The sequence below is a fragment of the Amycolatopsis sp. NPDC102389 genome (assembly GCF_044765885.1).
GTDB lineage: Bacteria > Actinomycetota > Actinomycetes > Mycobacteriales > Pseudonocardiaceae > Amycolatopsis.
Genome location: NZ_JBIWKX010000003.1, coordinates 209,218 through 222,684, shown reverse-complemented (window position 1 = coordinate 222,684; position 13,467 = coordinate 209,218). Strand labels below are relative to the sequence as shown.

Annotated in this window: 14 protein-coding genes; 9 read left to right on the top strand and 5 right to left on the bottom strand. The window is 69.4% G+C overall.

The window, feature by feature from the left end; all coding sequences use genetic code 11:
* Positions 1-10: 10 nt before the first annotated feature.
* The 6 genes from rplI (at position 11) to dnaB (ending at position 7,051) form a co-directional block, all read left to right on the top strand.
* Complete coding sequence (rplI, locus tag ACIRGA_RS04785; RefSeq protein ID WP_005168124.1) at positions 11-466, top strand: 50S ribosomal protein L9; 456 nt, start codon at positions 11-13, stop codon at positions 464-466.
* Positions 467-620: 154 nt separating this feature from the next.
* A complete protein-coding gene (locus tag ACIRGA_RS04780; RefSeq protein ID WP_400936557.1) occupies positions 621-1,025 on the top strand; it encodes a hypothetical protein in 405 nt (134 codons plus the stop codon).
* Entirely contained in the window at positions 1,025-1,624 is a 600-nt protein-coding gene (locus ACIRGA_RS04775) for a DUF3558 domain-containing protein (RefSeq protein ID WP_400936555.1), read from the top strand. The genes ACIRGA_RS04780 and ACIRGA_RS04775 overlap by 1 nt, the downstream gene beginning before the upstream one ends.
* A gap of 3 nt (positions 1,625-1,627) precedes the next feature.
* On the top strand, positions 1,628-2,980 hold the full coding sequence (locus tag ACIRGA_RS04770; protein WP_400936553.1) for a hypothetical protein: 1,353 nt from the start codon (positions 1,628-1,630) through the stop codon (positions 2,978-2,980).
* 185 nt (positions 2,981-3,165) lie between these two features.
* Positions 3,166-3,963 carry an ESX secretion-associated protein EspG gene (locus ACIRGA_RS04765; protein ID WP_400936551.1) on the top strand — a complete coding sequence of 266 codons (798 nt, stop codon included), beginning with the start codon at positions 3,166-3,168 and terminating at the stop codon, positions 3,961-3,963.
* A 475-nt stretch (positions 3,964-4,438) separates the two neighbouring features.
* Positions 4,439-7,051 carry a replicative DNA helicase gene (gene dnaB / locus ACIRGA_RS04760; protein WP_400936804.1) on the top strand — a complete coding sequence of 871 codons (2,613 nt, stop codon included), beginning with the start codon at positions 4,439-4,441 and terminating at the stop codon, positions 7,049-7,051.
* Here dnaB and ACIRGA_RS04755 read toward each other — a convergent pair.
* From ACIRGA_RS04755 to ACIRGA_RS04745, 3 genes are read right to left on the bottom strand one after another with little or no spacing between them, the layout of a single operon-like run.
* Positions 7,048-7,827 carry an alpha/beta fold hydrolase gene (locus ACIRGA_RS04755; protein ID WP_400936550.1) on the bottom strand — a complete coding sequence of 260 codons (780 nt, stop codon included), beginning with the start codon at positions 7,825-7,827 and terminating at the stop codon, positions 7,048-7,050. The two genes, dnaB and ACIRGA_RS04755, sit on opposite strands and share 4 nt — an antisense overlap.
* Before the next feature lie 2 nt (positions 7,828-7,829).
* The gene (locus tag ACIRGA_RS04750; protein WP_400936548.1) at positions 7,830-8,426 is read right to left on the bottom strand and encodes a TetR/AcrR family transcriptional regulator; all 597 of its coding nucleotides are present in this window, start codon (positions 8,424-8,426) and stop codon (positions 7,830-7,832) included.
* Between the two features lie 57 nt (positions 8,427-8,483).
* The gene (locus tag ACIRGA_RS04745; RefSeq protein ID WP_400936546.1) at positions 8,484-9,599 is read right to left on the bottom strand and encodes an FAD-dependent oxidoreductase; all 1,116 of its coding nucleotides are present in this window, start codon (positions 9,597-9,599) and stop codon (positions 8,484-8,486) included.
* Positions 9,600-9,668: 69 nt separating this feature from the next.
* Here ACIRGA_RS04745 and ACIRGA_RS04740 point away from each other — a divergent pair, with 69 nt between their 5' ends.
* A complete protein-coding gene (locus ACIRGA_RS04740) occupies positions 9,669-10,349 on the top strand; it encodes a TetR/AcrR family transcriptional regulator (protein WP_400936545.1) in 681 nt (226 codons plus the stop codon).
* 51 nt (positions 10,350-10,400) lie between these two features.
* Positions 10,401-11,576: a serine hydrolase domain-containing protein gene (locus tag ACIRGA_RS04735; RefSeq protein WP_400936544.1), complete on the top strand. Its 1,176-nt coding sequence runs from the start codon at positions 10,401-10,403 to the stop codon at positions 11,574-11,576.
* A 4-nt stretch (positions 11,577-11,580) separates the two neighbouring features.
* On the opposite strand, the gene ACIRGA_RS04730 is transcribed toward ACIRGA_RS04735, so the two are convergent.
* Positions 11,581-12,534, bottom strand: coding sequence for a helix-turn-helix transcriptional regulator (locus tag ACIRGA_RS04730; protein ID WP_400936542.1), 954 nt, complete (start codon positions 12,532-12,534; stop codon positions 11,581-11,583).
* Positions 12,535-12,620: 86 nt separating this feature from the next.
* Between ACIRGA_RS04730 and ACIRGA_RS04725 the strand changes: the two genes are divergently transcribed.
* Positions 12,621-12,992 (top strand): VOC family protein, encoded by a 372-nt coding sequence (locus ACIRGA_RS04725; protein ID WP_400936540.1) that lies wholly within the window; start codon positions 12,621-12,623, stop codon positions 12,990-12,992.
* Here the strand turns inward: ACIRGA_RS04725 and ACIRGA_RS04720 are convergent.
* Positions 12,968-13,429 (bottom strand): MarR family winged helix-turn-helix transcriptional regulator, encoded by a 462-nt coding sequence (locus tag ACIRGA_RS04720; protein ID WP_037334104.1) that lies wholly within the window; start codon positions 13,427-13,429, stop codon positions 12,968-12,970. The two genes, ACIRGA_RS04725 and ACIRGA_RS04720, sit on opposite strands and share 25 nt — an antisense overlap.
* Positions 13,430-13,467: the final 38 nt, after the last annotated feature.

Sequence of the window (13,467 nt, the reverse complement as noted above, 5' to 3'; positions counted from 1 at the left end):
AGGCACGTCAATGGCGAAGATCATTCTCACCACCGACGTCGCCAACCTCGGTGGGCCCGGCGACATCGTCGAGGTCAAGGACGGCTACGCGCGCAACTACCTGCTCCCCCGCGGCTACGCCATCGTGGCCACCAAGGGCGCGGAGAAGAACGTGCGCACGATCAAGCGGGCGCAGGAGAGCCGTCGCATCCGCGACCTCGACCACGCCAAGGAGATCAAGGCGACCCTGGAGGGCCTCGGCGCCATCCAGCTGAGCGGCAAGGCGGCCGAGGGCTCGAAGAAGCTCTTCGGTTCGATCACCACCGCCGAGATCGTGGACGCGATCAAGGCCGCGGGTGGCCCGCTGCTCGACAAGCGCGTCATCGAGCTGAAGGACCACATCAAGACCGTGGGCAAGCACTCGGTCGGCGCCCGTCTGCACCCCGACGTCCGCGTCGACGTGCGGCTCGAGGTCAAGGCCAAGTAACACCGCTTCGGTAACAGGGCGGGACGTCTCCATTCGGAGGTGTCCCGCCCTTTGTTTTACGGGGAACCCCACCCCGCCGGGCCACGTCTTAAGCTTGACTGGGGATCAAGGCATTATCGAGACTCGACGTCGAGGCACGGGGAGATCTGGACGCATGGCTTACGACAGCAACGCCGAGCAGAACCGGCAGGAAAAGGTCACGGTGTCCGCGCCCGCCAATCCCGACACGACGAAGTCGGGCGGCGGTGGCGGCGGGTTCACCTTCGACAAGGACAAGATCGACGGCATCATCAAGAAGTGGACGGACCTGCAGGTCGAGCTCAAGAAGGACTTCAACGACGCGAACCTGATGGCGAACGTCAAGGCGCCCGGCAAGGAGTTCGCGAGCGGCGACTGGGAGAAGCTGGCGAACCCGTCGGGCAAGGCGTTCCTGGAGCAGAACCAGAAGATGCAGGAATACGTCAAGAACTACATCGACCAGCTGACCGCCGCCAAGCAGAAGATCGCCACGAACGAGGCCGAAACGCAGGCTTCGCTCAACAAGCACAAGGCCGTGTGATGCGACGTTCCCTCGTTCTCCTCCTGGCCGCGGGCGCGCTGGTCGCCGGCTGTTCGGGCACCAAGAACGGCACCGCCTCGTCGGAGCCGTCCTTCACGACCGGGGCCGGTTCCTCCAGCGCGTCGAGCGGCTCGTCCGGCTCCGCGCCCAAGGTGTCGAACCCGTTGAAGACCTCGTCGATCGAGAGCGACGCCTGTTCCGCGCTTTCCGCGGCGAAGCGATCCGAGCTCGGCCTCGGTGAAGGCGAGCGGCGGACCACGAGCGTCGGACCCGGCTGCTCGATCTTCGCCGCCGACGACCGGCTGAACCAGATCGAGATCAGCCCGGTGCTCGCGAACAAGAACGGCCTGAGCGACGTCTACGACACGAAGGCCAACGACGAGTACTTCGAGCCGACCGAGGTCGCCGGCTATCCGGCGGTGTACGCGGCGGCGCTCGACGGCCGCAAGCAGGGCAAATGCGGCCTCTTCGTCGGAGTGACCGACCAGCTCGCCGTGAACATCCTGGTGCAGTACGACAACGGACCCGGCGCGAGTGATCCGTGCCCGGTCGCGCTCAAAGTGGGGGAAGCGATGATCGAGACGTTGAAGGAGGGCTGACTCGTGTTCCTGCTGCCGATCATCGCCGGGTACTCGGCCTACAACCTGGCGACCACGAAATCCGGCGACTTCGAAGCGTCCGGCGGCGATCGCAAGATCGACTGCTACAACATCTGGGAGAAGATCGTCACCGGTCCGGGTACCGGGTCGATCCAGGAGGGCCAGGCCGCGGCGACCCGGCTCAAGGCCGGCTACCAGGACAGGCTGACCACCATCGACAACCTGTCGAAGGAGATGGACGCCGCCTGGACCGGTAAGAGCGCCGAAGCCGCGCAGCAGTCCGGCGCGCATCCGCTGCGGACGTGGATGGAGGACTCCGGCAAGAAGCTGGTGGACTCCGACAAGTACCTCGGCGAGCAGAACACCGCCTTCACCACGGTGAAGGCGAAGGTGCAGCAGGTCCCGAAGGATCCGCCGAAGAACAACCTGCTCAACTCCATCACCCCGTGGACCACCGACACCGACCGCGCGATCCGGGACTACAACCAAAAGGGTCAAGCGAACGTCGACGCGTTCAACGAGTACTTCAAGGCCAGTTCCGAGAACGGCAAGAAGCTGCCCACCTACAACAAGATGGAGGGGCAGAACACGAACGTCGACGTCAACGGCGGCGGCAAGGACAAAGGCAAGGACAAGGACGGCAACGGGAACGGGAACGGCCAGGGCGACCGGAACGGCAACAACGGCATGCCGGGCATCTCGACGCCGCCCGGCTCGATGCCGCCCGGCGGGATGCCGAACGTTCCCAGCCCGAACATCCCCGGCTCGAACATGCCGGGCATCGGCACGCCGGGCTCGAACCTGCCGGGCAGCAATCTCCCCGGGTCGAACATGCCCGGTTCGAACATTCCCGGCGGGCAGTACAACCCGAACATCCCCGGCAGCAACTACAAGCCGCCGTCCTGGGACGACGGGACCAACGCGTCCGGCTACACCCCGCCGAAGATCCCCGGCGCCGGTGGCTTCGGCCCGGGTGGCGGCGGAGGCGGTGGCGGGAGCGGCTTCGGCGGCACCGACATCCCCGGCGCCGGCGGTTTCGGCCCGGACGGTGGCTTCGGTCCTGGTGGCGGCTTCGGCCCCGGTGGCGGGAGCGGCGCGGCCCTGCCCGGCAACGCGGGCGCGATGGGCGGCGCCGGGATGGGCGCGGGTGCCGGTGCCGGTGGCGCCGGTTCCGGTGCCGGAGCCGGTCGCGGTGCGGGCGGCATGATGGGCGGCATGGGCGGTATGGGAGCCGGTGGCGCCAAGGGGAAGGGCGGCGAAGACGAGGAGCGCAGCTCCAAATTCCTCGTCGGCGACGACCCCAACGAGATCTTCGGAACCGACGAACTCACCGCACCGCCGGTGATCGGCGAGTAAGTCGGGGGCGGAGCTGGGCTATGGCGGGATGCGGCCACCGGAGTGAAGCCCTCTCGATCGAGGTCGCGGGTTCACCGATGAAGGACTAGTCGTCACGAGCGGGCCGGGCGCGTGCCAAGATTGGGGCCGCGCCCGGCTTGTCTTGTCCCGGGCTGGACGAACAGAACGACTAGGGGGCAGTTCCGGTGCTGGACAAACAGGTCACGATCACGACCGGCACCCTCATCACGCTGATCCGCCGCCGAGGCGGCGAACCGCACACGATCCTGTCGGAAACCCCGACCTGGTACGACGAGGACGCGCAGCGGGCCGAGGACGAGCGGGCCAACGAGGAGCTGGCGAGCCAGGGCCTCTTCGGCGCGAGGGGCCTGCACCCCGGGTTCAAAGCGACGATCGAAGCGATCGCCAGGCCGGCGCTGGAGTACTACGGCTGGGTCGACGGCGGGTTCGAGGGGAAGGCGTTGAGCTTCAGCCTGCTCGCGGGGAGCGCCGGCGGCGAGGGGTTCGTGCTCGCCCGGCACAGCGAGCACGACGGCGTCGCGCTGGCTTCCGTGCGGCCCGAAGAGCTGCTCACCGAGTTCCTCGACCAGATCCCGAAGCTCGCGCCGGGACGCGGGCGGCCGATCGCCGTCCCGAAGAGTCAGGTCGAAGCTCCGCGCTCGTCGTCGACGGCGCAGGACGAGGGCTTCGAGGTGCTTCGCAGCGGACGGCAGAGCACCGGAAGCCAGGAGGCCGACGAGCTTCGCCGCATCCTCGCGTTACGCCGTTTGGGGAGCGGAAGCCTCTACGTCGCGGCCCGCGGCCGGAGCGGCGCGCGGCAGCGGATCGAACGCCCGGTGAACTACATCGATACGACCGAGGGCCGGTGGCTGACCGAAGAGGTACCGGGGAGTGGCGAGCCGCAGATCGCCTTCACACCCGCCGACCAGCAGGTTCTCGGAGAACGACTACGGAGCGCACAGGGCAGGTTGTTCGCGTCCTGAATTCCGGCCCGTTCAGCCCGTCGGGTCACCCCTCTACCCTCGGTGGCATTCATCCACAGGGCACCCCTGTGCGCCCGCGTGCGACACGCCGAACGACGAGTTTCGCCCGACACGCCGTCGCGAGTCGAATAAAGTTCTCCACAGTGTCTCCACAGGCGCTGACCAGTGCTTTTGTCAGACCATCCCAGCGTTGCCCACAAGTTGTACACAGGGTTTGGGCCACCTGTGAAGGGATGCCCGCAGTCATCCCCAGGTTATCCACAGGGCGGTCCCCAGGCGAAATTGCGCTGGTCCTTTCAGGGGGCCTAGCGTGCCCGCCGGGCCGGTACACACCGTGGTGGCCGTCCGGTCCGAGCGGGGAGCACAGGGGAGCGCCGAGAGCCGCGGGAGGGGCAGGCGGGCGCGGGCGGACCGACCGGGGAAATTCTGGCATAATCGAACGCGTGTTCGATGTCTTGAGGAGGTGGCAGCAGCGGTGGCGCTGACCGACGACCGCAATCCGATGTACTCGGAGTCCGACCCGGGTCCCGGCGACCCCGGTCCGCGTGGCGGCGAATACGACCGCCAGCCTCCGCAGGACATCGCGGCCGAGCAATCCGTGCTCGGCGGCATGCTGCTGTCGAAGGACGCCGTCGCCGACGTCATCGAAGCCCTCGGCCCCGACGACTTCTACCGGCCCGCGCATCAGGCGATCTACGACGTCATCCTCGACCTCTACGGACGCGGCGAGCCCGCCGACCCGATCACCGTCTCCGCCGAGCTGGAACGCCGCGGCGAGCTGGGCCGCGTCGGCGGCGCCCCGTACCTGCACACCCTGATCGCGACGGTGCCGACGGCGGCGAACGCCGGGTACTACGCCGAGATCGTCTCCGAGAAGGCGGTGCTGCGGCGCCTGGTCGAGGCGGGCACGCGGATCGTGCAGTACGGCTACGGCGCGGCCGCGGCCGACGGCGCGAACATCGACGAGGTCGTCGACCGCGCGCAGGCCGCGATCTACGACGTCACCGAGCGGCGCACCAGCGAGGACTACGTCGCGCTGGAAGAGCTGCTCCAGCCGACCATGGACGAGATCGACGCGATCGCGTCGCGCGGCGGGCAGTCGCAGGGCATCCCGACCGGGTTCGCCGATTTCGACGATCTGACGAACGGTCTGCACCCCGGCCAGATGATCATCGTCGCGGCGCGGCCCGGTGTCGGGAAGGCGCTCGCGCTGGACACCCCGCTGGCCACTCCCGACGGCTGGACGACCATGGGCGAGGTCCAGCCCGGCGACAGGCTGATCGGCGCGAACGGCCACCCCACGACCGTGGTCGCGGCGACCGAGGTCATGACGGGCCGTCCCTGCTACGAAGTCGAGTTCTCAGACGGCACGGTGCTCCTCGCGGACGCCGAACACCAGTGGCTGACCGACACGAGGTCGTCCCGCCGTTCGACCGCCGGCCCGGCGGTGCGGACGACGGAAGAGCTGGCGGCCACCCTGCGGTGCGAGACGGCGGACGGACGTGCCAACCACTCGATCGCGACCACGGCTCCGCTGCGGCTGCCCGAACGCGAACTCCCGCTCCACCCCTACGCGCTCGGCGCCTGGCTGGGCGACGGCCACTCGGCCGGCGCGCGCTTCACCACGGCGGACCCGGAGATCATCCTCTACCTGGAAGGGGAAGCGGGGCTCCTGGTGGAGCGCCACGGTGAACTGTCGTACACCCTGCGGCTGGTCCCCCCGGATCCGGTGGAGTACCGGCGCTGCGAGGTATGCGGAGAACCGTTCCTTCCCCGGACCTCCCAGGTGCGGACGTGCGGCCGTTCCTGCGGCGGCAAGGTGCGCTTCCAGAGCTCCCCGGTGCCCGCGCCGGCCTGCCCCGACTGCGGGCGCCCGTCGTCCGGCTTCCGCCTGTGCCAGGCCTGCCGCAACGAACACGGCAGTGTGCAGGCGATCCTCCGTACGTTGGGCGTGCTCGGGAACAAGCACATCCCGGTGGACTACCTGCGGGCGTCCGTCGAGCAACGCCGCGCACTGCTGGCCGGTCTGCTCGACACCGACGGCACCGTCACCCATTCAGGCGCGGTCCAGTTCGCGGTGACGAACAGGGTGCTCGCCGAGCAGACCCGGGAACTGATCGTCAGCCTCGGGTATCGCTGCTCGCTCACGACCAAGAAGGTCAAGGGGCGCAGCGAAGAGACCTCCACGGCGTACATTCTCGGCTTCACCACCCAGGATCGGGTCTTCTGGCTGCAGCGCAAGCACCTGCTGCAGAAGGAACGGCTCACCAACGTCCGCGTCCGGCCCCACCTGCGCTACATCGTGGACGTCCGTCCGGTGGCGTCCGTCCCGGTGCGGTGTGTGGAAGTCGACGCGCCGGACCATCTGTACCTGGCCGGGCGATCGATGGTCCCGACCCACAACTCGACGCTCGGGCTGGACTTCGCGCGTTCGGCGTCCATCAAACACGGTCTGACCAGCGTCATCTTCTCGCTGGAAATGAGCAGGACCGAGATCGTCATGCGCATGCTCTCGGCCGAGGCTCGGATCCGCCTGGCGGATATGCGCGGTGGCAAGATGTCCGACGACGACTGGACGCGGCTCGCGCGCCGGATGAGCGAGGTCTCCGAGGCGCCGCTGTTCGTCGACGACTCGCCGAACATGACGATGATGGAGATCCGCGCGAAGGCCCGGCGGCTCAAGCAGCGCAACGACCTCAAGCTCGTCGTCCTCGACTATCTCCAGCTGATGACCTCGGGCAAGCGCGTCGAGTCGCGGCAGCAAGAGGTCTCGGAGTTCTCGCGGCAGATGAAGCTTCTGGCGAAGGAGATCGAGGTCCCGGTGATCGCGATCAGCCAGCTGAACCGTGGTCCCGAGCAGCGGACCGACAAACGCCCGATGCTGTCCGACCTCCGTGAGTCCGGCTCGCTGGAGCAGGACGCCGACCTCGTCATCCTGGTCAACCGCCCCGACGCCTGGGAGCGGGACGACCCGCGGGCGGGCGAGGCGGACCTGATCATCGCGAAGCACCGTGCCGGGCCGACGGCGACGATCACCGTGGCGCACCAGCTGCACTACAGCCGCTTCGTCGACCTCTCACACGACTAGAGCAGGAACTCGAAGACGTCCTTGGTGAAGCGGCGATCGCTCATCACGGTGTGGTGCCGTCGTCCCGGGTAGACCTTGAGATCGCCGCGGCGTGCCTTGTCGGCCACCAGCTCGGCGAGTTCGAGCGGATAGAGGGCGTCCCGCGAACCGGCGATCACCAAGGTGGGCGCGGTGATCTCGCCGAGCCGGTCTTCGATGTCGAACGCGTCTTCGGCCCGCAGCATGGCCACCATGCCGCTCGGGTCCGCCGGGGGCCCGGAGGTCAGCGCCAGCAGACCGGCCAGCAACGCCCGCCCCGGCCGGGATTCCGCGACCGTGGGCGCCAGCGCCCTGGCCGCGGCCCGGTGCCGTCCGGCGGCCAGCAGATCCGCGTATTCGCGCTGGACGCGGCGGCCGGTCGAGCCGAGGCGCGCGCCCGCGGCGCCGACCACCAGCCGATTCACCAGGCCGGGGTGGTCGGCGGCGAACTGCAGCGCCAGGCAACCGGCCGTGGACACGCCGAGCACGTCGACAGGGCGGTCGAACCGCTCCCGCAGCTCCTCCGCGTGGTGGGCGGCGAGCTCGGCCATGGTGACGCCGGGCCGCAGCCCCGGCCGTCGGCCGACCGTCAGCACGGTGAACCGCGCGGCCAGCGGTTTGAGGGACCGCACTTCCGCCCACCGGGCGACGCCGGTGGGGTTGGCCGAATCGGGCAGCACCGTGCGGAAGACCACGAGCGGGCTTCCGGTCCCGAACTCGAAATACGGGGCACCACCTGCCAGGACACCTTCGCGCATGGTCACTCCTTGATCAGTCCCGCCGCGACGATGTCGATGAGCCGGTCGAGAACGGCGGGGTAGCGTTGCTCGCCGATGTCCTCACGGTGCATGGGCAGCAGCAACACGGCCTGGAGCACCCCGGTCAGCACGTCGTCGTCGGCGTCGACGAGCTGACCCTTGGCTCTCGCCGCCGCCAGGAATCCGGTCAGCGGCAGCACCTGCTCCGCCCGGGCCATCTCGTCGGGACCCATCCGCCGGGCCACCGCCCGCATCTCCTCGGGATGGGTGATCAGCCGACGGTAGAGCGGGTTCTCCGCCAGGATCCGGACCGTGGCCCGCAGGAAACCACCGAGGGCGGCGCGCGCGTTTTCGGTCTCGTTCACCACCGCCGCCAGCCGTTCGTGCAGCTCGGGGGCCTGCCGAAGCATCAGCTCCAGGTACAGGGCCTCCTTGGAGTCGAAGAAGGCGTAGAAGCTGCTTTTGGCGATCCCGGCGGGGGCGACGAGGTCGTCCAGTGAGGTCTTGCGCAGGCCCTGCGCGGCGAACAAGCCCCTTCCGGCGTCCAGGAGAAGCTCGGTGATCCGCACGCGATCCTCGGCGCTGAACGGGGTCGGCATCTCGGGCTCCTGTGTGGCTATGAACGAATTGGATTTTCGTTCATAGCCACCTTAGCGTCAGCCCGGCTGGAAGAACGCGAGCATTTTCCGGGAGGCGTCCGGAGCCCTCAGGAGTTCGTGGACCCGCTCGGACATACGGGCGGCGGCGCCGGCGCGGTCGAACATCTCGCGTTCGTACTCCTTGACGGCGGCGGGGAAGTCGTCCGGCCGCGCGGCCAGCGCGAGTCCGAGCAGGGCGCCGTCGAGCAGGGCCATGTTGGCGCCCTCACCCACCGCCGGCATCAGGTGCGCGGCGTCGCCGAGCAGGGTGACGTCCGGCGCCGACGGCCAGGTCAGGCCGATCGGGAGCGCGGTGATGGACCGCGGCACGACCACGTCGTCGCAGGCCTCGATCAGCGCGGTGAACCGCGCGTCCCAGCCGTCGAGCCGCCCGATCAGCCACCTCCGGGCGGCGGCCGGATCGTCGAGCGGCATGCCGCTGGTGGCGAACCAGTCCTCGGCGGTGTTGTAGAAGCTGAGGCCGACGCGAACGGTGCCGTCGCCGTTGCGCTGCGCCGCGAGGGATTTCCCGTCGCCGAGCACCCAGTAGGTGCCGCGCCCGACCATCGCCGCCAGGCCGGGATGGGTGCGGTCGATGTCGGGGATGCGCATCTCGACCAGGTTCTGCCCGAGATGCGCGGGCCGGGCGTCGGTGAGCAGGGCGCGGACGCGGGAGTTGGCACCGTCGGCGCCGACCAGCAGGTCGTAGGTCGCGCTGCGCCCATCGACGAAGTGAAGGACGCCGTCTCCGGCGGAGGCGAAAGCGTGCCCCCAGCGCACCGTGTGCTCGGGAAGCGAGTCCAGCAACAGGTCGCGCAGATCGGCCCGGTCGACCTCGGGGCGCTCGAACGACGCGTCGTCCGGCGTGTCCTCCTGCAACAGCAGGGTGCCGTCCGGTTCCAGCAGCCGCATGTCCTGGCCCTCACCGCGGGCGATCGCGGAAAACCCGTCGAACAGGCCGGCTTCGCGCAGCGCCCGCTGCCCGGTGCCGGCATGGATGTCGAGCATGCCGCCCTGACCGCGTGCGTCGCGTGAGGTTTCCCGTTCGTACACGACGGCGTCGATGCCGTGGACGTGCAGAACACGGGCGAGAGCCAGGCCGCCGAGGCCCGCTCCGACGATGGCGATGGTCATGATCGCACTCCTCGATACAGTGTATTGATCAATACACTGTATCGAACGATGCGATGTATTGTCACCGCCATGGTGGTTTGGGAGCGGCCGGAGCCGCCGAGTCGGCCCGCGCTGGCCCCGCTGAGCCGAGACCTGATCGTGCGGGCGGCGATCCGGCTCGCCGACGCGGACGGCCTGGACGCGGTGTCCCTGCGCAAGATCGCCACCGCGCTGGACGTCGGCCCGATGCGGCTCTACGGCTACATCGAAAGCAAAGAGGAGCTGCTCGACCTGATGGTCGACGCCGCCCACGCCGAGATCCGGCCCACCGGGGACGGCTGGCGGGAGGTGCTGGGGTCACTAGCCGACGCGATGCGGCACGCCGTTCACCGGCACGAATGGCTCGCCGACCTGCTGGGCGGGAGGCCCCAGCTCGGGCCGCACGCGCTGGCCACCTCGGAGGCCGTGATGGCGGCACTGGGCGACCTCGGTGTCGACTCCGCGATGCCGGTGGTCTCGGCGGTCAACGCGTACACGATCGGCGCGGTACGCCGGGAGATCGCCGAGCGGCGCGCGGAACGCGCCACCGGTATGGACACGCAGCGCTGGCAGGCCACGCTCGGGCCCTATCTGATGCGGTCCTTCGCCTCCGGCAAGCTCCCCGCGCTGGCCACGGTGGTGCGCGAAGCCGTCCATCTGGACGCCGACGAGACCTTCCGGATGGGCCTCGGCTTCCTCCTCGACGGCATCGAGGCCCGCGTCGCGAACTGATGTCAGCGCCGTGACCGTCCCGTGTCAGCGCGGTCCGCGAACGTGGTCGCCATGACCAAGACACTGAAGACCTTCCGCCGCCTCGGTCTCACCGCGCTGGCCGCCGCGCTGCTGACGGGCGTGGCCGCGCCGGCCGCTTCCGCCGCGCAGGATCGCCCGGAACTGCGACAGGTCCTCCAAGAATTCGTCGACGCCGGATTCGGCGGGATGCAGCTACGCGTCCGTGACGAGCGGGGCGAATGGACCGGCAGCGCCGGAGTCCGCGAGCTGGGCGGGACCGCGAAACCGCCGACGAACGGCCACTTCCGCGTCGGCAGCACGTCCAAGAACTTCACCGCGACCCTGGTGCTGCAGCTGGTGGCCGAGGGCCGGATCGGCCTCGACACCCCGGTCGCCGGTATCCTTCCCGAGTTCGGGCTGGACTCGCGGATCACCGTGCGGATGCTGCTGCAGCACACCAGCGGGCTGTTCAACCACACCGGCCAGTACCACCCGGACGGCACGGTCACGCCGGGAATCCCTTGGGCGGGCAAGGAATGGGTGGACCTGCGGTTCCACACCTACCAGCCGGAGGAGCTCGTGCGGCTGGCGCTGTCCAAGCTTCCGGTCTTCGAGCCGGGCGCGGGCTGGAGCTACTCCAACACCAACTACGTGGTGGCCAGGCTGCTGGTCGAGAAGCTCACCGGCCGTCCCTTCACCGACGAGCTGGACCGGCGGATCCTGCGGCCGCTCAAGCTGCGTGACACCTTGTCGCCGGGCTCGTGGGCGGGGATGCCGAAGCCGTACGCCCACGCCTACTACCGCTACGACGACGCCGGGCAGCAGAAGACGATCGACGTCACCCACCAGAACCCGTCCTGGATCTCCAGCGCGGGCGACATGATCTCGACGACCAAGGATCTCCAGACGTACTTTTCCGCGCTGCAGAGCGGAAAACTCCTTCCGGCCTGGCTGATGGCCGAGATGCGCAAGACGCACCCCGGCAGCGAAAGCCTCTACGGCTTCTACGGTCTCGGGCAGTTCTCACAGGATTTGGGCCCGGGCTGCGGCGTCGTCGTCAACCACAACGGCAGCAACAACGGTTACGCGGCGCTGATGTACAGCTCGCCCGACGGCAGCAAGACGCTGACCGCGTCGATCACCGAGGGCGTTCCCGCGAAGGACCCGCTGCCGTCGTACCCGGCGGCGCTGACCAAGCTCGTGCGGACGGTGTTCTGCGGTAAGTGACCGGTCAGCGCGCCCGCTCGGCCAGCCGGGCGGCCAGCGCGCTGACGAGTCCCCGGAGCTCGGCCGGCCGTTCGATGACGAACGGCCGGTCGAGCGCGGCGAGCAGTGCCGGGATCCAGTCCAGCCGTTGTGCCCGGATGCGGGCGCGCACCTGATCGCCATCGGTTTCGAGGGTGGCCACGGACGGTGGGAAGACTGCGCGGATCTCCTCGGGGGTCGCCTCGATCCGCACGGAGACGTCGTGCCGATGCGGCGTCTCGGCCAGCGCGGTCAGCACTCGCTCTGCCGGGTCGAAGCCGTCAGGCGTCTCGAAGGTCCCGGCCCGCGGCTCGGCCGACTTGATCCGGTCGACGCGGAAGGTGCGCACCTCACCGCTGGCCGAGTCGAAGCCGGTCAGATACCACCGCCCGGAGTGCGCCACGACGCCGTAGGGATGGACGACGCGTTCGCTCGCACCACCGTGACCGGCGAGATACGCGAGCCCGACCGGACGCCGGTCCCGCGCGGCCTCCGCGACGGTGAGCAGCACCTCGGCCTCGGCCGACAGGGCTTTCCGGGCGGGCGAGGTGAAGTCGGCGGTCTCCAGCAGCGCATCCAACCGGCGGCCCAGCGCTTCGGGCAGCACTCGCCGGACCTTCGCGACCGCGCTCTCGACGGCCACGACCGACGTGGTGATCAGCCCCGCACGCCGTCCCGCGACCAGGCCGAGCAGGACGGCCAGCGCCTCCTCGTCGGTGAGCATCAGCGGCGGCATGCGGTAGCCGGGGGCCAGCCGGTAGCCGCCGTACCGGCCGCGCACCGAGCGGACCGGGATGTCCAGGTCGACGAGGTGTTCGGCGTAGCGGCGGACGGTGCGTTCGTCCACGTCGAGCCGCCCGGCGAGCTCGGCGACGGTGCGCGTCCCGCCGCTCTGGAGGATCTCCAGCAGCGCGAGCACACGGGCGATGGGCCTGGTCACAGCGGGAAGAATACCGGGCGGATCCTGTCCGGTATCGCGCCTAGCGTGGCCGGTGTCCCGCTTTCCGGCACTCGAAAGGATCCATCGTGCAGTTCGTTTCCGTCCGCGTGATCACCCACGACGTCGCCCGCCTCGCCGGCTTCTACGAGAAGGCGACCGGCCTCGACGCGCGGTGGCGCTCCGAGCAGTTCGCCGAACTCGTCGGCCCGTCGTGCACCTTGGCGATCGGTAGCGCCGAGACGATGACCCTGTTCGGTGCCGGCGCCGCGGTGCCCGAAGCGAACCGGACCGCGATCCTCGAGTTCCGGGTCGAGGACGTCGACCGCGAGTACGAGCGGCTGGCGGAGCTGGCCGAGATCGTGCAGGAGCCGACCACGATGCCGTGGGGGAACCGGTCGCTGCTGTTCCGCGACCCCGACGGCAACCTCGTCAACTACTTCACGCCGAGCGCGCCGTAGTTCCGGACGAACGCCGTCAGCAGCCGCGCGAATTCGCGACGGTCGCCGTCCGGCCAGTCCGCCATCGCCTCGGCGAAGACAGAACGGCGGAATTCGTGCATACGCGTCACTTCGGCGCGGCCGGTCTCGGTGAGCACGAGGACGGCGCGACGGCCGTCGCGCTGATCGGCTTCACGCCGGAGGAAACCGCCCTCGACCGCGCGGGCGACCAGGCGGCTCGCCCGCGGCTGGTCGATGGTCAACGCCGCCGCGAGGCTGGTGACGGTGCCCGGTTCGCCGCTCTCCTCGGCCGCTTCGACCGCGTCGAGGAGCCCCTGTATCGCCTGGTCCGGCATCGTTTCGGCACGGTCGCGGGCGAGTTTCGACAGCGATCGCCTCGCCTGGCTCCGCCGGATGGCGATCATCGCGCGTTCCACGTCGGCCACGGCGTCCGTCATTGCCCGTCCTCATCGATTGCATGTACTTTTACATGTAG